17 protein-coding genes are annotated in these 21,251 nt (G+C 71.1%); 6 read left to right on the top strand and 11 right to left on the bottom strand.

The window, feature by feature from the left end; translation table 11 throughout:
* Positions 1–56: 56 nt before the first annotated feature.
* From infB to rimP, 4 genes are all read right to left on the bottom strand, one after another.
* On the bottom strand, positions 57–3,185 hold the full coding sequence (gene infB, locus OHN19_RS11485; protein ID WP_330264103.1) for a translation initiation factor IF-2: 3,129 nt from the start codon (positions 3,183–3,185) through the stop codon (positions 57–59).
* 146 nt (positions 3,186–3,331) lie between these two features.
* Positions 3,332–3,628: a YlxR family protein gene (locus OHN19_RS11490; RefSeq protein ID WP_330264104.1), complete on the bottom strand. Its 297-nt coding sequence runs from the start codon at positions 3,626–3,628 to the stop codon at positions 3,332–3,334.
* A 127-nt stretch (positions 3,629–3,755) separates the two neighbouring features.
* A complete protein-coding gene (gene nusA, locus OHN19_RS11495; protein WP_330264105.1) occupies positions 3,756–4,763 on the bottom strand; it encodes a transcription termination factor NusA in 1,008 nt (335 codons plus the stop codon).
* Positions 4,764–4,765: 2 nt separating this feature from the next.
* On the bottom strand, positions 4,766–5,263 hold the full coding sequence (gene rimP, locus OHN19_RS11500) for a ribosome maturation factor RimP (protein ID WP_330264106.1): 498 nt from the start codon (positions 5,261–5,263) through the stop codon (positions 4,766–4,768).
* Between the two features lie 176 nt (positions 5,264–5,439).
* Between rimP and OHN19_RS11505 the strand changes: the two genes are divergently transcribed.
* The 3 genes from OHN19_RS11505 (at position 5,440) to OHN19_RS11515 (ending at position 7,409) form a co-directional block, all read left to right on the top strand.
* The gene (locus OHN19_RS11505) at positions 5,440–6,000 is read left to right on the top strand and encodes a hypothetical protein (protein WP_330264107.1); all 561 of its coding nucleotides are present in this window, start codon (positions 5,440–5,442) and stop codon (positions 5,998–6,000) included.
* Positions 5,997–6,443: a ferritin-like domain-containing protein gene (locus OHN19_RS11510; RefSeq protein ID WP_330264108.1), complete on the top strand. Its 447-nt coding sequence runs from the start codon at positions 5,997–5,999 to the stop codon at positions 6,441–6,443. Before OHN19_RS11505 ends, OHN19_RS11510 begins: the two co-directional genes overlap by 4 nt.
* 69 nt (positions 6,444–6,512) lie before the next feature.
* On the top strand, positions 6,513–7,409 hold the full coding sequence (locus OHN19_RS11515) for an aminoglycoside phosphotransferase family protein (protein ID WP_330264109.1): 897 nt from the start codon (positions 6,513–6,515) through the stop codon (positions 7,407–7,409).
* A gap of 42 nt (positions 7,410–7,451) precedes the next feature.
* Here the strand turns inward: OHN19_RS11515 and OHN19_RS11520 are convergent, their stop codons facing one another.
* The 3 genes from OHN19_RS11520 to OHN19_RS11530 all read right to left on the bottom strand — a co-directional run bounded on the left by OHN19_RS11520 (position 7,452) and on the right by OHN19_RS11530 (position 10,778).
* Positions 7,452–9,155 carry a proline--tRNA ligase gene (locus tag OHN19_RS11520; RefSeq protein ID WP_330264110.1) on the bottom strand — a complete coding sequence of 568 codons (1,704 nt, stop codon included), beginning with the start codon at positions 9,153–9,155 and terminating at the stop codon, positions 7,452–7,454.
* Between the two features lie 218 nt (positions 9,156–9,373).
* On the bottom strand, positions 9,374–9,904 hold the full coding sequence (locus OHN19_RS11525; protein ID WP_330264111.1) for a GNAT family N-acetyltransferase: 531 nt from the start codon (positions 9,902–9,904) through the stop codon (positions 9,374–9,376).
* A 25-nt stretch (positions 9,905–9,929) separates the two neighbouring features.
* Entirely contained in the window at positions 9,930–10,778 is an 849-nt protein-coding gene (locus tag OHN19_RS11530) for a GNAT family N-acetyltransferase (protein WP_330264112.1), read from the bottom strand.
* A 240-nt stretch (positions 10,779–11,018) separates the two neighbouring features.
* Between OHN19_RS11530 and OHN19_RS11535 the strand changes: the two genes are divergently transcribed.
* Positions 11,019–11,756 (top strand): hypothetical protein, encoded by a 738-nt coding sequence (locus OHN19_RS11535; protein WP_330264113.1) that lies wholly within the window; start codon positions 11,019–11,021, stop codon positions 11,754–11,756.
* A gap of 9 nt (positions 11,757–11,765) precedes the next feature.
* On the opposite strand, the gene ispG is transcribed toward OHN19_RS11535, so the two are convergent.
* The 4 genes from ispG to OHN19_RS11555 form a co-directional block, all read right to left on the bottom strand.
* Entirely contained in the window at positions 11,766–12,923 is a 1,158-nt protein-coding gene (gene ispG / locus OHN19_RS11540; RefSeq protein ID WP_028809840.1) for a flavodoxin-dependent (E)-4-hydroxy-3-methylbut-2-enyl-diphosphate synthase, read from the bottom strand.
* A 170-nt stretch (positions 12,924–13,093) separates the two neighbouring features.
* Positions 13,094–14,386 (bottom strand): site-2 protease family protein, encoded by a 1,293-nt coding sequence (locus tag OHN19_RS11545; protein WP_330269586.1) that lies wholly within the window; start codon positions 14,384–14,386, stop codon positions 13,094–13,096.
* 8 nt (positions 14,387–14,394) lie between these two features.
* Positions 14,395–15,651: a 1-deoxy-D-xylulose-5-phosphate reductoisomerase gene (dxr, locus tag OHN19_RS11550; RefSeq protein WP_330264114.1), complete on the bottom strand. Its 1,257-nt coding sequence runs from the start codon at positions 15,649–15,651 to the stop codon at positions 14,395–14,397.
* A 72-nt stretch (positions 15,652–15,723) separates the two neighbouring features.
* Positions 15,724–17,655, bottom strand: a complete 1,932-nt coding sequence (locus OHN19_RS11555; RefSeq protein ID WP_330264115.1) for an acyl-CoA dehydrogenase family protein — start codon at positions 17,653–17,655, stop codon at positions 15,724–15,726.
* A gap of 341 nt (positions 17,656–17,996) precedes the next feature.
* Between OHN19_RS11555 and OHN19_RS11560 the strand changes: the two genes are divergently transcribed.
* A complete protein-coding gene (locus OHN19_RS11560; protein ID WP_123763396.1) occupies positions 17,997–19,010 on the top strand; it encodes a LacI family DNA-binding transcriptional regulator in 1,014 nt (337 codons plus the stop codon).
* 144 nt (positions 19,011–19,154) lie between these two features.
* Positions 19,155–21,203 (top strand): glycoside hydrolase family 31 protein, encoded by a 2,049-nt coding sequence (locus tag OHN19_RS11565; protein WP_330264116.1) that lies wholly within the window; start codon positions 19,155–19,157, stop codon positions 21,201–21,203.
* The last annotated feature ends 48 nt before the right edge of the window (positions 21,204–21,251 follow it).

The following is a 21,251-nucleotide window of genomic DNA, read 5'->3' on the forward strand; positions in this document are numbered from 1 at the left end:
GGAAATTCCCAGAGGGAACGGCTCCGCCGATCGGCCCCGATCGCGTGCTGTGACGGTCAGCCTCGCGGCTTCTCGCGCATCTCGTACGTCGCGATGACGTCGTCGATCTTGATGTCGTTGAAGTTTCCGAGGTTGATACCGCCCTCGAAGCCTTCGCGGATCTCGGTGACGTCGTCCTTGAAGCGGCGCAGGCCCTCGATGTTGAGGTTCTCCGCGATGACCTTGCCATCGCGCAGCAGTCGGGCCTTGGTGTTGCGCTTGACCTCGCCGGAGCGGATGAGAACACCCGCGATGTTGCCCAGCTTGGACGAGCGGAAGACCTCGCGGATCTCCGCCGTACCGAGCTCGACCTCTTCGTACTCCGGCTTGAGCATGCCCTTGAGGGCCGCCTCGATCTCCTCGATCGCCTGGTAGATGACCGAGTAGTACCGGACGTCCACACCCTCGCGCTCGGCCATCTGCTGTGCCCGCCCGGCGGCGCGCACGTTGAAGCCGATCACGATGGCGTCGGAGCCCATCGCCAGGTCGATGTCCGACTCCGTGACCGCACCGACACCGCGGTGCAGGACGCGGATGTCGACCTCTTCGCCGACGTCCAGCTGGAGCAGGGAGGACTCGAGGGCCTCGACGGAACCAGAAGCGTCACCCTTGATGATGAGGTTGAGCTGCTGGACCTCGCCGGCCTTGAGCACCTTGTCCAGGTCCTCGAGCGAGACACGGCGCGTGCGCTTGGCGAAGGCCGCGTTGCGCTCGCGGGCGGCACGCTTCTCGGCGATCTGACGGGCCGTACGGTCCTCGTCGACCACCAGGAAGTTGTCGCCGGCGCCCGGGACGTTGGTCAGGCCCAGGACCTGGACCGGCGTCGACGGGCCGGCCTCGGCCACACTGTTGCCGTTGTCGTCGTGCATCGCCCGGACTCGGCCGTACGCGTCGCCGACCACCATGGTGTCGCCGACCCGCAGCGTGCCGCGCTGGACGAGGACCGTCGACACGGCGCCACGGCCGCGGTCGAGACGGGACTCGATCGAGATGCCCTGCGCGTCCTGGTGCGGGTTGGCCCGCAGGTCGAGCGAGGCATCGGCGGTGAGGATCACGGCCTCCAGCAGGGAGTCGATGTGCAGACCCTGCTTGGCGGAGATGTCGACGAACATGGTGTCGCCGCCGTACTCCTCGGCCACCAGCCCGTACTCGGTGAGCTGACCGCGCACCTTGGTCGGGTCGGCGCCCTCGACGTCGATCTTGTTGACCGCGACGACGATCGGGACGTCGGCCGCCTTGGCGTGGTTGAGCGCCTCGACCGTCTGCGGCATGACGCCGTCGTTGGCCGCGACGACCAGGATCGCGATGTCCGTCGACCGGGCACCACGGGCACGCATGGCGGTGAACGCCTCGTGACCCGGGGTGTCGATGAAGGTGATCTTGCGCTCTTCGTCGTTGACCTCGGTCGAGACCTGGTAGGCACCGATGTGCTGGGTGATGCCGCCGGCCTCGCCCGCGATGACGTTCGTCTTGCGGATGGCGTCGAGCAGTCGGGTCTTACCGTGGTCGACGTGACCCATGACGGTGACGACCGGCGGGCGGACCACCAGGTCCTCCTCGTCGCCCTCGTCCTCGCCGAACTCGATGTCGAAGGACTCGAGCAGCTCGCGGTCCTCCTCCTCGGGGCTGACGATCTGAACCGCGTAGTTCATCTCGCCCGCGAGGAGCTGCAGCGTCTCGTCGGAGACGGACTGCGTGGCCGTGACCATCTCGCCGAGGTTCATCATGACCGCGACGAGCGACGCCGGGTTGGCGTTGATCTTCTCCGCGAAGTCGGTGAGGGAGGCACCGCGCGACAGGCGAATGGTCTCGCCGTTGCCGCGAGGCAGCATCACGCCGCCGACCGACGGGGCCTGCATGGCCTCGTACTCCTGGCGCCTCTGCCGCTTCGACTTGCGACCGCGACGCGCGGGACCGCCGGGACGACCGAAGGCGCCCTGCGTGCCACCACGGCCACCGGGACCACCGGGACGACCGCCGAAGCCGGGACGACCGCCGCCACCGGCGCCGGGACCACCCGGACGACCGGCGAAGCCGCCGCCACCGCCACCGGGACCGCCGGGACGGCCTGCGAAGCCGCCACCGCCGCCGCCACCGGGACGACCGGCGAAGCCGCCGCCGCCACCCGGACGACCGCCACCGCCACCGGGACGACCGCCGCCACCGGGACCACGGCCACCGCCGGGGCCACCGCCGGGACGCGGGCCGGCAGCAGGACGCTGCGGCATCATGCCGGGGTTGGGACGCGGACCGCCGGGGCCGCCGCCGGGACGGGGACCGCCCTGCGGACGGGGCATGCCGCCCGGGCTGGGACGGGCGCCGCCCGGAGCCTGCGGACGGGGACCGCCCGCCGCGCCCTGGGGACGGGGACCGCCCTGGCCCTGACCCTGCGGACGCGGAGCGCCGCCGGGTGCGCCGGGGGCACCGGGGCCGCCCGGACGCGGGGCACCACCCGGACGGGGCGCCTGCGGGCGCGCCATGCCGGTGGAGCCGCCGGAGGTGAAGGGGTTGTTGCCCGGACGGGGACCGGCCGGACGAGCACCGGGACGTGCGCCCTGGCCGCCCGGACGCGGGGCGCCGGGACGCTCGGGACGGTCACCGCGGCCCTGGCCGCCCTGACCGGGACCGCCGGCCGGACGCGGGGCGCCGGGACGCGGGGCCTGCTGGCCGGCCGGACGCGGGGCACCCGGACGCGGGCCGGAGCCCTGGCCCTGGGAGGCCGGTGCGGCGGGAGCCGACGGCGGCGCGGTGAACTCGGGCGTGGTCGGAGCCGGGGACGCCGGCGCGGGGCGCGGCGCGGGCTTCGGGCCCGGGGTGGGACGGGGGCCAGGAGTGACCGGCGCGGCCGGAGCCGCGGGCCGCTCGGCGGCAGCCGGCTTGGGGGCCGGCGGGCGCGGGGCGGCCGGACGGGCTGCCTGCGCGGGAGAGGGGGCCGCCGGACGTGCCGGGGCGGCCTTGCGTGCGGGGGCGGGCTTGCCGCCTCCGTTGCCCTGCTGGAGGGCGTCCGTCAGCTTACGGACGACGGGCGCTTCGATGGTCGAAGACGCCGAACGGACGAATTCACCGAGTTCCTGGAGCTTGGCCATGACGACCTTGCTCTCAACCCCGAACTCCTTGGCGAGTTCGTATACCCGGACCTTAGCCACTTCGCTCCTTTTAGGTCCGGGTGCGTCCGGACCGTCGCTACTTCATGGGCGTACTCATCGCGTGCTCATCGAGTGCTCATCGCAATCTCGACCTACTTCCAACTCGCGGGGTACCAAGGCCGCACGGGGGTTCCGCACGACCTTCCTTACGGTGTTGCCTGCCGGCAACTCTCTGTCTGCTCGACGTACTGGCGCAACGCGTTTGTGTCGAGCGCTCCCGGGGCGCGCAGCGCCCGCGTGAACGCCCGGCGGCGTACCGCCTGGTCGAGACAGACCAGGGCGGGGTGGATGTACGCACCCCGGCCGGGCAGCGTACCGCGAGGATCCGGGACGCATGCGTCCTTGATCGCCACGGTGCGCAGCAGATCGGTCTTGGCCGCTCGCTGCCTGCATCCCACACAGGTGCGTTCAGGGCATGCGCGGGCGTGCGTCCGGCCAGACACTCTTAAGTCTACCTCCCCGTACCGACCTCACCCCTTGGGGGCAGGGATCGAACGGTTGTTGTCGTGATCTCAGCGGCGTACGGCTTGGATCTATTCCTCAGCCCTGTTCCGCAGCCGTGTTCCGGTCCTAGCGGTCCTGCTCGCCGCCCTGCTCGCCGGTCTGCTCGGTGTCCGGCCGGATGTCGATCCGCCAGCCGGTGAGCCGGGCCGCGAGCCGGGCGTTCTGCCCTTCCTTGCCGATGGCGAGGGAGAGCTGGTAGTCGGGGACGGTGACCCGCGCGGAGCGGGCCGCCATGTCCACGACCTCGACCTTGGAGACCCGGGCCGGCGACAGGGCGTTCGCCACCATCTCGGCCGGGTCGTCCGACCAGTCGACGATGTCGATCTTCTCACCGTTCAGCTCGCCCATGACATTGCGCACCCGGCCGCCCATGGGGCCGATGCAGGCGCCCTTGGCGTTCAGGCCCGAACGGGTGGACCGGACGGCGATCTTGGTGCGGTGACCGGCCTCACGGGCGATCGCGGCGATCTCGACGGACCCGTCGGCGATCTCCGGCACCTCCAGGGCGAAGAGCTTCTTCACCAGGTTGGGGTGGGTGCGCGAGAGGGTCACGGACGGCCCGCGCACACCCCGCGCCACCCGCACGACGTACGACCGCAGCCGCATGCCGTGCGGATACGTCTCCCCGGGGACCTGCTCCTGCACCGGCAGGATGGCCTCCAGCTTGCCGATGTCCACGAGGACGTTCTTCGGGTCGCGGCCCTGCTGGACCACGCCCATGACGATGTCGCCCTCGCGTCCCGCGTACTCGCCGAGCGTCGCGTCGTCCTCGGCGTCGCGCAGCCGCTGCAGGATGACCTGCTTGGCGGTGGTGGCGGCGATCCGGCCGAAGCCCGAGGGGGTGTCGTCGAACTCACGGGCCTCCTGGCCCTCCTCGAGGTCGTCGGGGTCCTCCTTCGCCCACACGGTCACATGGCCGGTCTCCCGGTTGAGCTCCACGCGCGCGTGACGGCGGCTTCCCTCGGTGCGGTGGTAGGCGATGAGGAGGGCCGACTCGATCGCCTCGACCAACAGGGGGAAGGAGATCTCCTTCTCCCGTACCAAGCCCCGCAGGGCACTCATGTCGATGTCCACGGCTACGCCTCCTCTTCGTTCTTGTCCTTGCGGTTGAACTCGACCTGCACGCGCGCCTTGTCGATGTCGGAGAAGGCGATTCTGCGAGCGGTGGCCTTGCGGCCCTTGACACCGGGGACCTCGAGGTCGAGGCCTTCGTCGTCGACGTTCAGGATCCGCGCGACGAGTTCGCCGCCCTCGGTCAGCTGAAACTTCACCAGCCGGTCCACGGCGCGCACATAGTGCCGGTGCTCCTTGAGGAGCCGTTCGGCGCCCGGGGTGCCGACCTCGAGGGTGTACTCCCCCGCGCCCATCGCGTCGCTGTCGTCGAGCTTCGCCGAGAGCGCGCGGCTCACATCGGCGATCTGGTCCAGGTCGGCACCGGTGTCGGAGTCGACGACGACGCGCAGCACACGCTTGCGTCCGACGGAGTCCACGGCGATCTCTTCGAGATCCAGGCCCTGGGAGGTGACGAGCGGTTCCAGGAGCTCTCGCAGCCTCTCGCTCTGGGTGGTGCTCATCCGGGTGACTCCTCGGCCGCGTGTGCTGTTGTGGGTAGGTCGCGTGTCTGGTCAAAGGGTATCCGGTCGCGAGGGGTGTTGCCGTCCAGGTGACGTCGGATGCGCGGGTACCGTGATCGCCGGCGGGCCCGACCTCCCGCCCGTGTGTTCGTACGAGCTTCCCGAGGACGTCTGTCGTGTCGTACCCCCCTCCGCCGCGCGTCCCCTCGGGGCCGCGCAGAAGATCCCTGCTCGCCTCGGTCGCCGGGGGCGCCCTGCTGGCGGGGTGCTCCGACGGCGCCGGAAGCGGCGAGGAGGGCACCGCCGGCAGCCCGTCCCTCGTCGAGCGGGTACGCGCGCGTGCGGCGCGGGACAGCCAGGGGATCGTCGAGCGCTACGACGCCGTCCTGGCCGCCCATCCCACGCTCGCGGAGCGGGTGGGACCGTTGCGGGCGGAAGCCGTACGGCATGCGCAGGCGTTCGGGGAGACGGCCCCGAAGGCGTCACCCAGCCCGTCGGACAGCGCCTCCGGCACACCGGGCGCCGCCTCGCCGTCGGCCTCCGCGTCCGCGCCGTCGGTCGCCGTGCCCGCGACCGAGAAGGACGCCCTGGCCCAGCTCGCCGCCGCCGAGCGGGCGCTCGCCGACCGGCGGGCCAAGGCGCTGCTGGACGTGCCGGGCGAGCTGGCCCGGCTGCTGGCCTCGGTGGCGGCGGCCGGAGCGGCGCACGCCTATCTGCTGACGGAGGGTTCCCGATGAGCGAGAAGCGCGAGGTGCAGGCCCTCCAGGAGGCCCTGGCCGCCGAGCACGCGGCCGTCTACGGCTACGGCGTCGTCGGCGGTCGGATCGGTGAGGCCCGGCGCGCGGAGGCCATGGCCGCCTACGACTCCCACCGGGCCCGCCGGGACGCCCTGGTGCGTGCGGTGCGGGGCCTGGGCGGGACGCCGGTGGCCGCGGCGGCGGGGTACGCGCTGCCCTTCCCGGTGCCGGACTCGGCAGCGGCCGTACGGCTCGCCGCGGTTCTGGAGGACCGGGTGGCGGGGGTGTACGCCGACGTGGTCCGGGCAACCGAGGGCGGGCGGCGGGGCACGGCCGCCGAGGCGCTGCGGGAGGCCGCGGTGCGGGCCGTGCGCTGGCGGGGCGAGAGCGTAGCCTTCCCTGGGCTCGCGGAGCGGGCGGGCGCGGCATCGCCCACGGCGTGACACGACGAGCGCCCACGGCGTGACACGGGATCGGCATCGGCATCGGCATCGGAAGGGGACGACTCGCGCATGGCTTTCGAACCGCCGCAGCGGCTGGTGCGGGCGCTCGCTGAGAGCGCCCCGGACGGTGACGCCTGGGTGGAGAAGCTGCCCGAGGCGACACGGCAGGCCGTCGCGCTGCGGGAGTTGACCGTGGAGCGGGTCCAGGTGCCGGGTGGGCGCAGCAGCCTTGTCGTGCTGGTGCGGCTGGCCGACGGCACCCCGGCGGTGCTCAAGCTGGCCCCGCCGCGGTCCCGGCCGGAGGCGGAGCGGGCGGCCCTGGCGCACTGGGGCGGCCTCGGGGCCGTACAGCTGATCGAGTCCGCCGTGACGGACGGTGTCCTGCTGCTGGAGCGGCTGCATCCGGAGGTCTCCGTGCGGTCGCTGCCGGAGGCGAAGGCGTGGCTGGAGGCGGCGGGGACGCTGCGGCGGCTGTGGGTGGCGCCGCCCGAGGGGGCCGGCTTCGAGACGGTGGCCGAGCGGACCGGACGGCAGGCCGAGGCCATGCGGGGCACGCCCGCCGCGGCGGAGGTCGCGGAGCTGGTGGACGCGGCGCTCTCGGCCCGGGAGGAGCTGCTGGCCGCGCCGCCCGAGGTGCGGTTGCTGCACGGGACGTTCCGGCAGAGCAAGGTGCTGGCCGGTGAGCGGGCCCCCTGGCTGGCGGTGGGGCCGGATCCGGTGGTCGGGGAGTGCGCGTTCGATCTGGCCCGGCTCGTACGGGACCGGGTCGAGGACCTGATCGCCTCGCCGTCGGGGGCGTCGACGACCCGGCGGCGGGTGAAGCGGCTCGCGGAGTCGCTGGAGGTGGATCAGGAGCGGCTGCGGGGATGGACGCTGTTCCGGGCCGTGGAGTCGGGGGTCCGGGCGCTGCGGGTGGGGCGGCCCCGGGACGCGGAGCTGCTGCTGGAGTTCGCCGGGTGGCTGTGAGGCGACGCCCGCGTACGCCGCCTCACCCCGTGCCGGTTCGCCTTATGCGGACAGGCGGGCGATCGCCTCGTCCACCGTCAGCTCCTCGCGCTCACCGGTACGGCGGTCCTTGAGCTCCAGGACACCCTCGGCGGCACGACGGCCCGCGACCAGGATCTTCGGTACGCCGATCAGCTCGGAGTCGGTGAACTTCACACCCGGGGAGACCCCGGCGCGGTCGTCGACCAGGACCCTGAGGCCTGCCGCACGCAGCTTCTCGGAGACGTCCAGGGCCAGTTCGATCTGGAGGGCCTTGCCGGCGGCGACGACGTGCACGTCGGCCGGGGCGACCTCGGCGGGCCAGCACAGGCCCTTGTCGTCGGCGGTCTGCTCGGCGAGGGCGGCGACCGCGCGGGAGACGCCGATGCCGTAGGAGCCCATGGTCACGCGGACCGGCTTGCCGTTCTGGCCGAGGACGTCGAGCTTGAGGGCGTCGGCGTACTTGCGGCCGAGCTGGAAGATGTGGCCGATCTCGATGGCGCGGTCCAGCTTGAGGCCGGTGCCGCACTTCGGGCACGGGTCGCCCTCCTGGACGACCACGACGTCGACGTACTCGTCGACCTCGAAGTCACGGCCCACGAGGACGTGCTTGGCGTGCGTGCCCTCCTTGTTGGCGCCGGTGATCCAGTCCGTGCCGGGGGCCACGCGCGGGTCCGCGATGTACTTGACCTTCTCCCCCAGGCCCTGCGGGCCGACGTAGCCGCGGACCAGGTCCGGACGGCCCGCGAAGTCCGCCTCGGTGACCATCTCGACGGCGGCGGGCGCGAAGTGCGCCTCGACCTTGTCCAGGTCGACCTCGCGGTCGCCGGGGACGCCCACGGCCACGATCTCGCCGTCGACCTTCACGAGGAGGTTCTTGAGGGTGGCGGAGGCCTCGACGCCGAGGTGCGCGGCGAGGGTCTCGATGGTCGGGGTGTCCGGGGTGGGGATCTCCTCGAGGGCGGGGACGTCGCCCGCGTCCACCGGCTTCAACTCGTACGTGATCGCCTCGGTGTTGGCCGCGAAGTCGCAGTTCGGGCAGTCCGCGAAGGTGTCCTCGCCGGCCTCGGCGGGGGCCAGGAACTCCTCCGACTTGGAGCCGCCCATCGCGCCGGCGGTGGCGGCGCAGATGCGGTAGTCGAGGCCCAGGCGCTCGAAGACCTTCTGGTAGGCCTGGCGGTGCAGGGCGTAGGACTGGGCCAGTCCCTCGTCCTCGGTGTCGAAGGAGTAGGAGTCCTTCATCAGGAACTCACGGCCGCGCAGGATGCCGGCCCGGGGGCGGGCCTCGTCACGGTACTTGTGCTGGATCTGGTAGAGGATGACCGGCAGGTCCTTGTAGGAGGACGCCTGGTCCTTCACCAGCAGCGTGAAGATCTCCTCGTGGGTCGGGCCGAGGAGGTAGTCGCCGCCCTTGCGGTCCTGGAGCCGGAACAGCTCGGCGCCGTACTCGTCCCAGCGGCCGGTGGCCTCGTACGGCTCGCGCGGCAGCAGGGCGGGGAGCAGGACCTCCTGGGCGCCGATCGCGTCCATCTCCTCGCGGACGATCCGCTCGACGTTGGCCAGCACCTTCTTGCCGAGCGGCAGCCAGGACCAGATGCCGGCGGCGGTGCGGCGGACGTACCCGGCGCGCACGAGCAGCTTGTGGCTGAGGACCTCGGCGTCCGCCGGGTCGTCGCGCAGCGTCTTCGCCATCAACTGGGACATGCGCTGGACCGGTGCGTTCGCCATGGTTCTCGTACTCCTGCCGGGAAAGGGTGATGGCCGGGGATGCCTGGCACCTTCCCGCCGTCCGCCGGGAGGGCGGGCCGCACGAGGTCTGGTACGTGCCGTCGCAGGGCGCCGGAGCCACCCTCGACGGGATCCCCGCGCGAGTTTATTCGAGCACGGGACGGTGTCGGGCACCCCCCGAGGAGGTTAGCCGGGGGGCCGGTGCCGGTGGAAATCCGTCAGCGGCGGCGCAGCGGCAGCGGGGCGCCCATCACGGCGTACGGCTTCGGGGCGCTCGGGAAGAGGACCTGGCGGGCGAGGTCCTGGTAGCCGAGGGAGTGGTAGAGGCCGCGGGCCGGGCTGTCGGTGTCGATCGCTGAGAGGATCGAGCGGGGCTCGCCGGCGCCGTCGGTGATGGTGGTGATCAGGGACCGGCCGATCCCGCGGTTCTGGTGGTGGGGGTGGACGTGCAGCTCGGTGATCACGAAGGAGTCGTCGAGCCAGAGGTCGTTGTGCTGGGCGCGCAGGTAGGGCTCCACGACGGTGGACCACCAGTGGGTGCGGTCGTTGGGCATGCCGTACACGAATCCCACGAGGGCGCCGTCGACCGTCGCGCCGAGGGCTCTCGCACCCGGGTAGGTCATGTGGCGCAGCACGATCTGACGCCGGACCGCCACCTCGTCGGCACCGAGACCGAAGGCGATGGCCTGCACCGCGAGGGCCTCGTCCACGTGGGCGGACAGGTCCAGGGGGCCGATGACGAGGTCCATGCGGGGAGCGTACAGGTTGGCGGGTTCAGAACAGGACGCTCATGAACGCGCCCACCTCTTGGAAGCCCACCCTCGTGTACGTCCTTCTCGCCGGGGTGTTGAAGTCGTTGACGTACAGGCTCACCACCGGGGCCACGTCCGCGAGGGCGTAGCGCAGCACCGCGGCCATCCCGGGGGCCGCCACTCCCCTGCCCCGGTACTCGGGGGCCACCCAGACCCCCTGGATCTGGCAGGCCCGGTCCGTCGCCGCGCCGATCTCGGCCTTGAAGACGACCTTGCCGTGCTCGTCGAGGCGGGCGAAGGAGCGGCCGGAGCCGACCAGTTCGGCGACGCGGGCCTGGTAGAGCAGGCCACCGTCACCGGCCAGCGGCGAGACGCCGACCTCCTCGGTGAACATCGCCACGCAGGCCGGCATGATCGTCTCCATCTCGTCCTTGCGGATGCGGCGGACGTACGGATCCGGGGCGACCTCGGTGGACATGCGGTCGGTGACCATGAGGGGCTGGTGGGCGCGGACCTCGCGGGCCGGGCCCCAACTGGGTTCCAGCAGCCGCCAGAGCTGGGCGGTGGGTTCGGCGGGGCCGACGATGGAGGAGCAGCGGCGGCCGGCCCTCCTGGCCCGGTCGGCGAAGGCTCGGACGGCTCGCGGGGTGGCGCAGATCGGCACGAGGTTGGCGCCGGCGTAGCAGAGGGACGTCAGCATGCCGTCCTCGTACCAGCCCCACATCTCGCCGCCGAGCCGCCACGGGTCGAGGCCGGCCACCTGGACCCTCGACGTCACGAAGGCGTTCGCGACCGGCTCACGGTCGAGGACGGCGAGCGCGGCGTCCAGGTCGCTCGGTTCGAGGACCCGGGAGGTCGTCTGGGTCAACACGGGCGGGGCCTCACGGTGGGGTCTGCTGATCTCCGCACTGTACCTGCGGAAGCTGGGCCGTGCCGACCTGTGTTCGGGTGCCGGTCGTCTCCGAGGCGCGGTGCGTTTCGGTGAACGCCCCTGGGGGCTGCGCCCCCAGACCCCGCTTCGGCCCTGAAGGGGCCTCGTCCTCAAACGCCGGACGGGCTGGGGGTGCTGGGCCGGCGTGGGGACTCAGCGCCCCTCTGACAGGAAGGGCGGATGATCTTCAGCGTTGAACGGTCCGATGCCCGGGACTGGCCCGCCGAGCAGCTCGCCGAGTTGTTCAGTGCGGGCTTCCCGCAGTTCATCACCGCGGACCGGCTGGTGAAGCAGTACATAGGCCGGGTGCGGGAGTTCTTCCCGGAGCTGGATCTGATGCTGCTGGACGGGAACGGGGTTCCCGTGGCTGCCGGATGGGGTGTGCGGGTGCGGTGGGACGGGCGGGCCGACTCCTTGCCTTCGGGGTACACGGACGCGCTCGTGCGGGCCGTCGAGGGGCATGAGCGCGGTGTGCGGCCGGACACGCTCGTGATCTGCGGAGCGATCGTCACCCCGTCGCTCAAGGGGCAGGGGCTCGCCGGACGCATGCTCACCGCGCTGCGGGACGCCGGGCAGCGGGCGGGGCTGCCTCGCGTCGTCGCCCCCGTGCGGCCGACCGCGAAGGCCCGCTACCCGCTGACGCCGATCGAGTCGTACATGCGCTGGCGGCGGGACGACGAGACCGCCCTCGACCCCTGGATCCGCACCCACGAGCGCCTCGGCGCCGAGATTCTCGCCGCGGCGCCCGGGTCCCAGACGATGACCGGGACCGTGACCGAGTGGGAGGGCTGGACGGGCCTCGCCCTCCCCGCGTCCGGCGACTACGTCATCCCGGACGGGCTCAGTGTGCTGCGGGTCGACCGGGCGGCCGACGTGGGTATCTACCGGGAGCCGAACGTCTGGATGCGGCACCGGTGAGCCACGGCCTCAGCCCGCCACCGACACCGACGGCTCGCCCGACTCCACGCCCGCGTCCTGCATCTGCTCGGCGATCTTCATCGCCTCCTCGATGAGGGTCTCCACGATCTTGGACTCGGGGACCGTCTTGATGACCTCGCCCTTGACGAAGATCTGGCCCTTGCCGTTGCCGGAGGCGACACCGAGGTCGGCCTCGCGGGCCTCACCGGGGCCGTTCACGACGCAGCCCATGACCGCGACACGGAGGGGGACCTCCATGCCGGTCAGGCCCGCCGTGACCTCCTCGGCCAGCTTGTAGACGTCCACCTGGGCGCGACCGCAGGAGGGGCAGGACACGATCTCCAGACCGCGCTGCTTGAGGTTCAGCGACTCCAGGATCTGGTTGCCGACCTTGACCTCCTCGACCGGCGGGGCGCTCAGGGACACCCGGATGGTGTCACCGATGCCCTGGGAGAGGAGGGCACCGAAGGCCACGGCCGACTTGATGGTGCCCTGGAACGCCGGGCCCGCCTCCGTCACCCCGAGGTGCAGCGGGTAGTCGCACTGCGCGGCGAGCTGCTTGTACGCCTCGATCATGACGACCGGGTCGTTGTGCTTGACGGAGATCTTGATGTCCCGGAAGTCGTGCTCCTCGAAGAGGGATGCCTCCCACAGCGCGCTCTCCACCAGCGCCTCGGGGGTCGCCTTGCCGTACTTCTGGAGCAGACGGCGGTCCAGCGAGCCCGCGTTCACGCCGATGCGGATCGGCGTGCCGTGGTCGCGCGCGGCCTTCGCGATCTCCTTGACCTTGTCGTCGAACTGCTTGATGTTGCCGGGATTGACGCGTACGGCCGCGCAGCCGGCCTCGATCGCCGCGAACACGTACTTCGGCTGGAAGTGGATGTCCGCGATCACCGGGATCTGCGACTTGCGCGCGATGGTCGCGAGGGCGTCCGCGTCGTCCTGCGTGGGACACGCCACCCGCACGATCTGGCAGCCGGACGCGGTGAGCTCGGCGATCTGCTGGAGGGTGGCGCCGATGTCGGACGTACGCGTCGTCGTCATCGACTGCACGGAGACGGGGGCGTCGCCGCCGACCGCGACAGACCCCACCTGGATCTGCCGGCTCTTGCGGCGCTCGGCAACCCTGGTCGGAACGGACGGCATGCCGAGAGAAATCGCAGTCATCTGCTGTGCAACCCCAAGTCGTGGATCAAGGCCCAGGTCCCGTCAGCGGCGGGCTCCAGGCTTCGAGATTACGGCACCGACCGGCCCACGAGCACATCCCGCCCGCCAAACCCACTCAATGGAAGACGCCCCGACACGGACCGTGCCGGGGCGCCCCCAACGCCGTATGACTAGGAGATTCTGACGGGGTTAACGACGTCGGCAATGAGGACCAAGATCGTGAAGCAGATGAAGATGCCCGCCACCACATAGGCCACCGGCATCAGCTTCGCCACGTCGAACGGGCCCGGGTCCGGGCGCTTGAGGACCCTCGCCAGGTTGCGGCGGAGGGACTCCCAGAGGGCGCCCGCGATGTGGCCGCCGTCCAGGGGGAGCAGCGGGAGCATGTTGAAGAGGAACAGGGAGAGGTTGAAGCCCGCGACCAGCATCAGCGCCATGGCGAGTTGCTGGGTCGGCGGGATGTCCAGGGTGAAGATCTCGCCTCCGACCCTCGCCGCGCCTACCACGCCCATCGGGGAGTCCGGCTCGCGCGGGGCGTCGTCGAAGGCCGCGTTCCACAGGGCCGGGATCTTGCCGGGGAGGGCGGCCAGGGAGTCGACGGCCTCGCCGACGCGGTCGCCCATCCACACCACGGAGTCGCCGAAGTCCTGCTTGACGATGCCGGTGGCGGCGCTGAAGCCGAGGAAGCCGGCGGTGACGTACTCGCCCTGGACGTACTGGCCGCTGGAGTCCTTCTTGGCGACCTGGTTGCTGGCGATCTTCGCCGTCAGTGTCACGTCCTTGCCATGGCGCTCGACGACGATCGGGACCGTCTTGTCGGGGTTGGCGCGGATGAGGTCGGAGAGCTTGTTCCAGTCGTCCGTCCTGACGCCGTTGAACGAGAGGATCTTGTCGCCCGCCTTGAGGCCGGCGGCCGCGGCCGGGGAGGCCGGGTCGGACGCCTTGCACTTCTCGCGGTTCTCGCTCTGGGCGATGACGCACTTGGAGACCGAGCTGACCGTGTTGGTCTGCTGGGAGATGCCGAAGCCCATGAGGACGGTGAGGAACAGCGCGACCGCGAGGATCAGGTTCGCGAAGGGGCCCGCGAACATCACGATGACGCGTTTCCAGGGCTTACGGGTGTAGAAGAGGCGTTTCTCGTCGCCGGGCTGGAGTTCCTCGAAGGCGGCCGAGCGGGCGTCCTCGATCATCCCGCGCCAGGGGGAGGTGGAGCGGGCGCTGATACGGCCGTCGTCGCCGGGCGGGAACATGCCGATCATGCGGATGTAGCCGCCGAAGGGGACGGCCTTGATGCCGTACTCCGTCTCGCCCTTCTTGCGGGACCAGATGGTGGGGCCGAAGCCGACCATGTACTGCGGCACGCGGATGCCGAACAGCTTGGCGAAGGACAGGTGACCGAGTTCGTGCCACGCGATCGACACCAGCAGGCCGAGGGCGAAGAGCCCTATGCCGAGGATGAACATCAGGGTCGTCATGCACGGGCCTCCGCCGTCTGTGCCGTCAGTTCCCGGGCCCGGGTCCGCGCCCAGGTCTCCGCTTCGAGGACGTCCGCGACGGTGAGCGAGGTTCCCCGGCTCGGGGTGCCGTGCTCGTCCACCACCCGGGTCACGGTCTCCATGATCCCGTTGAACGGCAGTGCGCCGGCCCGGAAGGCCTCGACGCACTCCTCGTTGGCCGCATTGAACACCGCCGGGGCCGTGCCCGCGAGCTGTCCCACGTGTCTCGCGAGGTTCACCGAGGGGAAGGCGTCGTTGTCGAGCGGGAAGAACTCCCACGTGGACGCCTTGCTCCAGTCGAAGGCGGGGGCCGCGTCGGGGACGCGCTCGGGCCAGCCGAGGCCGATGGCGATGGGCCCGCGCATGTCGGGGGGCGTCGCCTGGGCGATCGTGGATCCGTCGGTGAACTCAACCATCGAGTGGACATACGACTGGGGATGCACGACCACCTCAATGCGGTCGAAGGGAATGTCGTAGAGGAGGTGTGCCTCGATGACTTCCAGGCCCTTGTTGACGAGGGTCGCGGAGTTGATGGTGATGACCGGTCCCATGGCCCAGGTGGGGTGGGCGAGGGCGTCCTCGACGGTGACCCGGGCGAGGTCGGCTTTCGTACGGCCGCGGAAGGGGCCGCCGGAGGCCGTCACGACCAGCTTGCGTACGTCGGCCCGGGTGCCGGAGGCCAGGGACTGGAACAGGGCCGCGTGCTCGGAGTCGACGGGGATGATCTGGCCGGGCTTGGCGAGGGCCTTGACCAGCGGGCCGCCCACGATGAGCGACTCCTTGTTGGCGAGCGCGAGGGTGCGGCCCGCCTCCAGGGCGGCGAGGGTGGGGGCGAGGCCGATGGAGCCGGTGATGCCGTTGAGGACGGTGTGGCAGTCGGAGGCGGCGAGGTGGGTGGCCGCGTCGGGTCCGGCGAGGATCTCGGGAAGGGGTTCGTCCGTGCCGTATCGCGCCTTCAGGGCTTCCTTCAGCTCCGGTACGACGTCCTCGCGGGCCACGGCGACGGTCCGCACCCTTAGCCGGTGCGCCTGCTCGGCGAGGAGCGCGACCCGGCCGCCGTTGGCGGAGAGCCCGGTGACCCGGAACCGGTCGGGGTTGCGCAGCACGAGGTCGATGGCCTGGGTGCCGATCGACCCGGTGGAGCCGAGGATCACCACGTCCTTGGGGCCGTCGCCCGCGACCGGGTCGTAGACGAGATGAGGGTCGGCGAGGGGGGCTGGACTGTCGCTCATCCCTCCATTGTGGCCGTAAGGACGGCGTAGGAGGACAGCGCGTCCCCTCGGGGGCGCGCTGTCCTCGCGCGGTCACCGGATCGGGCGGTGGACGTTCTCCTTCTCGGAGGGGCCGGGGGTGGCGTCAGCGATCCAGGCGCCTTCGCCGGAGGGGTCGACGATGCCGTCCTCGAGCCAGGTGTAGGTGCCGGACATGACGCCCTTGACGACCTTGCGGTCCTGGTCGTCGGTGTTGTTCCAGAGGCGGCCGAAGAGTTCCTCGACGCGCAGGCGGGACTGGTGGCAGAAGGCGTCGGCGAGCTGGTAGGCCTCGCGGCCGTGGGGCTCGGTGGTGTACAGGAGTTCGGCGCGTACGCAGGCCGCGGACATGGCGAACAGTTCGGCGCCGATGTCCACGATCCGGCCGAGGAAGCCCTGCTTGGTCTCCATCCGGCCCTGCCAGCGGGACATCGCGTAGAAGGTGGAGCGGGCGAGTTTGCGGGAGGTGCGTTCGACGTAGCGCAGGTGCGCCGAGAGGTCGACCTCGCGCTTGAACTCGGCGTAGGAGGTGGGGAGTTGTCCTGGTCCCGCGACCAGTTTGGGGAGCCACTTGGCGTAGAAGACGCCTGCGTTGGCGCCTGCCTTGGCCTTGTCGGAGAGGGACTTCTCCGGGTCGATCAGGTCGCCCGCGACGGACAGGTGGGCGTCGACGGCCTCGCGGGCGATCAGCAGGTGCATGATCTCGGTGGAGCCCTCGAAGATGCGGTTGATGCGCAGGTCGCGCAGGACCTGTTCGGCGGGGACGGCCTTCTCGCCGCGGGCCCGCAGGGACTCGGCGGTCTCGAAGCCGCGGCCGCCGCGGATCTGGACGAGTTCGTCGGCGACGAGCCAGGCCATCTCGGAGGCGTAGAGCTTGGCGAGGGCGCCCTCGATGCGGATGTCGTTGCGGTCCTCGTCGGCCATCTGGCTCGACAGGTCGAGGACGGCTTCCAGGGCGAAGGTCGTCGCCGCGATGAAGGAGATCTTGGAGCCGACCGCTTCGTGGTGGGCGATGGGCTTGCCCCACTGCTCGCGGGCCGCGGACCATTCGCGGGCGATCTTCAGGCTCCACTTGCCGGCGGCCACGCAGGAGGCGGGCAGGGAGAGGCGGCCGGTGTTGAGGGTGGTCAGGGCGATCTTCAGCCCGGCGCCCTCGGGGCCGACGCGGTTCGCCGCGGGGACCCGGACCTGGTGGAAGCGGGTGACGCCGTTCTCGATGCCGCGCAGGCCCATGAAGGCGTTGCGGTTCTCGACGGTGACGCCGGGTGAGTCGGTCTCCACGACGAAGGCGGTGATGCCGCCCTTGTGGCCCTCGGACTTGGGGACGCGGGCCATGACGACGAGGAGGTCGGCGACCACACCGTTGGTGGTCCAGAGCTTCACTCCGTCGAGGATGTAGTCGTCCCCGTCGGGTACGGCGGTGGTGGCGAGGCGGGCCGGGTCGGAGCCGACGTCGGGTTCGGTGAGGAGGAAGGCGCTGATGTCGGTGCGGGCGCACCGGGGCAGGAACTTCTCCTTCTGCTCCTGGGTGCCGAAGAGTTTCAGCGGCTGGGGTACGCCGATCGACTGGTGGGCGGAGAGCAGCACGCCGATCGCGGGGCTCGCGGAGCCCACGAGGGCCAGCGCCTTGTTGTAGTACACCTGGGTGAGGCCGAGGCCGCCGTACTTGGTGTCGATCTTCATGCCGAAGGCGCCGAGCTCCTTGAGCCCGTTGACGACGTCGTCGGGGATGCGGGCCTCGCGTTCGATGAGCGCCCCGTCGACCTTGGTCTCGCAGAAGTCGCGGAGCTGGGCGAGGAACCGCTCGCCGCGCCGGGCGTCCTCGGCGGGGGGCATCGGGTGCGGGTGGATGAGGTCGAGCCGGAATCGGCCGAGGAACAGTTCCTTGGCGAAGCTGGGCTTGCGCCAGACCTGCTCCCGGGCGGCCTCCGCCACCTCGCGGGCCTCGCGTTCGGTGACGACGGGCTTGGTGGACGGTGCGGACATTAAGGCTCACCTCGTCGCGAATCGGGATCTTGGTGCCGATGCGTTACTGACCGGTGCTACTCGATCGTATGTACCTGATCCCGGGCGAGGTCACCACCCCGCGCGCGGCCGTTCGGCCGATGTCGACGGAATACGGGGTGGTGTCCAGCCGGGTACGGGGTGATGCCGAGCCGCCGCCTTGCGTGGTAGGCAGGAAGCCGCACCCTGCGGAGGAGTCTCTGTCGAAGCGCTTCGACAACCTATGGACACCCACTCCCGGGGGAGCTACTGTCGAACCACCCCCACCCGCACCTGTTCGTACTGCGCACTGTCGAAGCGCTTCACAAAGCTTGGAGAGCTGGATGGTCACCCTCGCCGAGGTCGCCCAGCACGCCGGAGTCTCGGCGAGCACGGTGAGCTATGTCCTCAGTGGCAAGCGGTCCATCTCGACGAGCACCCGGCAGCGGGTCGAGGAGAGCATCCGCGAACTCGGCTACCACCCGAACGCGGGTGCCCGCGCGCTCGCCAGCAGCAGGTCGAACATCATCGCGCTGATGGTCCCGCTCCGCACCGACATGTATGTGCCGGTGATGATGGAGATCGCCATCGCGGTGGCCACCACGGCCCGGACGCACGGCTACGACGTGCTGCTGCTGACCGGTGAGGAGGGTCCCGACGCGGTGCGCCGGGTCACCGGCAGCGGGCTGGCCGACGCGATGATCCTGATGGACGTCGAGCTCGACGACGAGCGACTGCCGCTGCTGCGCGGCACCGACCAGCCGTCCGTGCTCATCGGCCTCCCCGCCGACACCTCGGGTCTGACCTGCGTCGACCTCGACTTCCGGGCCACCGGCGCGCTGTGCGTCGAGCACCTCGCGAAACTCGGTCACCGCGACATCGCTGTCATCGGCGAGGCCCCCGCGGTCTACGAGCGCCACACCGGTTTCGCCGAGCGCACGCTCGACGGACTGCGCTCGCGGGCCCAGGAGTTGGGCGTACGGCTGCTGCACCGGCCGTGCGACGGCGGCTATGACGCGATGGCCGTGACCGTCGCCCGCATCCTCGACGAGCGGCCCTCCACCACAGGCTTCGTCGTCCAGAACGAACAGGCGGTGGAGCCGCTGCTCGCGCTGCTGCGGCAGCAGGGCCGGGCCGTCCCCGAGGACGTCTCGGTGGTCGCGATCTGCCCCGAGCAGGTCGCCCTCCAGGCCTCGGTGCGGCTGACCTCGGTCTCCATCCCCGCCCAGGAGATGGGCCGGCACGCGGTGGAACGTCTCGCCGCGAAGCTGGAGGGCCGCGGTGAGGACGAAGTCGTCCTGATCGAACCGGAGTTGACGGTCCGGTCGAGCACGGGACCGGCGCCTTCGGTGTCCTGAGCACTCGGGCGACCCTCGAAGCCCCCCGTACACACACCACGGCTCGCACGCATCACGTCCCACTTCACGCATCGCATGTTCATGTGCCTGCGCGGCACGCCCCTGTCTGCACTCGCTGTCTGCACTCCTTCAGGAGCACTTTTCGTGAATCAGCCTGCCGAAATCCAGCCCAAGGTCAGCCTCGCGCAGTCCTCCCCCACCGTCGGCACGTTCCGGGAGCGGGACGGCGCGCTGGAGTGGAGCGGGCGCCAGGAGACCGTGCGGGTCGAGCCCTGGGGCCCGGACGCGGTCCGGGTGCGGGCCCGGCTCGGCGGACCGGTCCTGGAGGGGCTGCCGGGCGCCCTGCTGGACGAGCCGCCGGCCACCGAGAGCACGGTCAAGATCGGTGACGGAGAAGCCCAGTTGACGGTGGGCCGGCTGACCGTCCACGTCGACGCCGAGGGACAGCTGCGCTTCCTGCGCACCGACGACTCGTCCGAGCTCCTCGCGGAGGCCCGCGCCCACTTCTGGTGGCCCGGCTCGCGCCTGTACACGGCGGTCGGCAACGGCCACCACCGCCTGGAGCAGCGCTTCGCCGCCTACGACGACGAGAAGCTGTACGGCCTCGGCCAGCACCAGCACGGCAAGCTGGACCAGAAGGGCCTGGTCCTGGACCTGGTCCAGCGCAACGCCGAGGTGAGCATCCCGGTCCTCGCCTCCAGCCGCGGCTACACCCTGCTGTGGAACAACCCGGCGGTCGGCCGTGTGGAGCTCGCCCACAACGGCACGCGCTGGGTGGCCGACTCGGCCCGCCAGATCGACTACTGGATCACCGCGGGCGACCTGGCGGACGGCCAGCGCCGCTACAGCGCTGTGACCGGCCGTACGCCGATGCTGCCGGAGTGGGCGGCCGGGTTCTGGCAGTGCAAGCTGCGCTACCGCACGCAGGACGAACTCCTCGCCGTGGCACGGGAGTACAAGCGACGCGGACTGCCCGTCTCGGCGATCGTCTGCGACTTCTTCCACTGGACGCACCTCGGCGAGTGGAAGTTCGACCCGGCCGAGTGGCCCGATCCCGCGGCGATGGTCCGCGAACTGGACGAGCTGGGCATCAAGTTGGTGGTCAGCGTCTGGCCGTCGGTGTCGCCGCTCAGCGAGAACCACCCCGTGATGGAGCAGCGCGGCTACTTCATCGGCACCCAGTACGGCCCGATGGCGCACGCCGACTGGCCCGACAAGGGCGTCGCCTCCACCGTCCAGGTCGCCTTCTACGACGCCACGAACCCCGAGGCCCGGGATTTCGTGTGGTCGCGGGTGAAGGAGAACTACCTGGAGCCGTACGGCATCACGGCGTTCTGGCTGGACGCGTGCGAGCCGGAGCTGAAGCCGGGGTTCCAGGAGAACCTGCGGTACTGGGCGGGGCCCGGCCTGGAGGTCGGCAACAGCTATCCGGCCGAGAACTCGCGCACCTTCCACGAGGGTCTCACCGCCGCGGGTGAGGAGGTCATCACCCTCAACCGGTCGGCCTGGGCGGGCAGTCAGCGCTACGGCGCCGCGCTGTGGTCGGGGGACATCGGCACCGACTTCGCCACACTGCGCGCGCAGATCGCGGCGGGTCTCAACACGGCGATGTCCGGGATTCCCTGGTGGAACACGGACATCGGCGGCTTCCACGGGGGTGACCCGGACGACCCGGCGTACCGCGAGGTCATGGTGCGCTGGTTCCAGTTCGGCGCGCTGTCGCCGCTGATGCGGCTGCACGGGTTCCGTGATCCGGGGATGCCGCTCGGGCCGGACATGACGGGCGGGCCGAACGAGGTGTGGTCGTACGGGGAGGAGGCCGGCGCGATCCTGGAGAAGTACCTGCGGCTGCGGGAGCGGTTGCGGCCGTATGTGCTTCAGGTCATGCGTCAGGCGCACGAGGAGGGGGTGACGCCGATGCGGCCGCTGTTCCTGGAGTTTCCCGAGGACCAGGCGGCCTGGGGGGTGGACGACGCGTATCTCTTCGGGGCGGATCTGCTGGTCGCGCCGGTGCTGGTCGCCGGGGCGACGGCTCGGACCGCGTATCTTCCGGCGGGGGCGCGGTGGACTGACGCGTGGACCGGGGAGACGTATGAGGGCGGCAGGAGGGTGACCGTTGACGCCCCGCTGGACCGGATTCCGTTGTTCCTGCGGGATGGGGCGCGGTTGCCGATTCAGGATGTGCCGCGGTAGGTCGTTCGTCGGGTGCGGCGCCGTCGTGGCTGGTCGCGCAGTTCCCCG

The sequence above is a fragment of the Streptomyces griseorubiginosus genome (assembly GCF_036345115.1).
GTDB classification, from domain to species: Bacteria; Actinomycetota; Actinomycetes; order Streptomycetales; family Streptomycetaceae; genus Streptomyces; species Streptomyces griseorubiginosus_C.

Bases quoted from the DNA above. Each gene is read 5' to 3' on its own strand.
- OHN19_RS11525 (WP_330264111.1), bottom strand. From the start codon at position 9,904: ATGGACCTCGTCATCGGCCCCCTGGACCTGTCCGCCCACGTGGACGAG.
- OHN19_RS11520 (WP_330264110.1), bottom strand. From the start codon at position 9,155: ATGGCGAACGCACCGGTCCAGCGCATGTCCCAGTTGATGGCGAAGACG.
- OHN19_RS11515 (WP_330264109.1), top strand. From the start codon at position 6,513: ATGGCTTTCGAACCGCCGCAGCGGCTGGTGCGGGCGCTCGCTGAGAGC.
- rimP (WP_330264106.1), bottom strand. From the start codon at position 5,263: ATGAGCACCACCCAGAGCGAGAGGCTGCGAGAGCTCCTGGAACCGCTC.
- OHN19_RS11560 (WP_123763396.1), top strand. From the start codon at position 17,997: ATGGTCACCCTCGCCGAGGTCGCCCAGCACGCCGGAGTCTCGGCGAGC.
- OHN19_RS11510 (WP_330264108.1), top strand. From the start codon at position 5,997: ATGAGCGAGAAGCGCGAGGTGCAGGCCCTCCAGGAGGCCCTGGCCGCC.
- OHN19_RS11555 (WP_330264115.1), bottom strand. From the start codon at position 17,655: ATGTCCGCACCGTCCACCAAGCCCGTCGTCACCGAACGCGAGGCCCGC.
- OHN19_RS11545 (WP_330269586.1), bottom strand. From the start codon at position 14,386: ATGTTCATCCTCGGCATAGGGCTCTTCGCCCTCGGCCTGCTGGTGTCG.
- dxr (WP_330264114.1), bottom strand. From the start codon at position 15,651: ATGAGCGACAGTCCAGCCCCCCTCGCCGACCCTCATCTCGTCTACGAC.
- ispG (WP_028809840.1), bottom strand. From the start codon at position 12,923: ATGACTGCGATTTCTCTCGGCATGCCGTCCGTTCCGACCAGGGTTGCC.
- OHN19_RS11535 (WP_330264113.1), top strand. From the start codon at position 11,019: ATGATCTTCAGCGTTGAACGGTCCGATGCCCGGGACTGGCCCGCCGAG.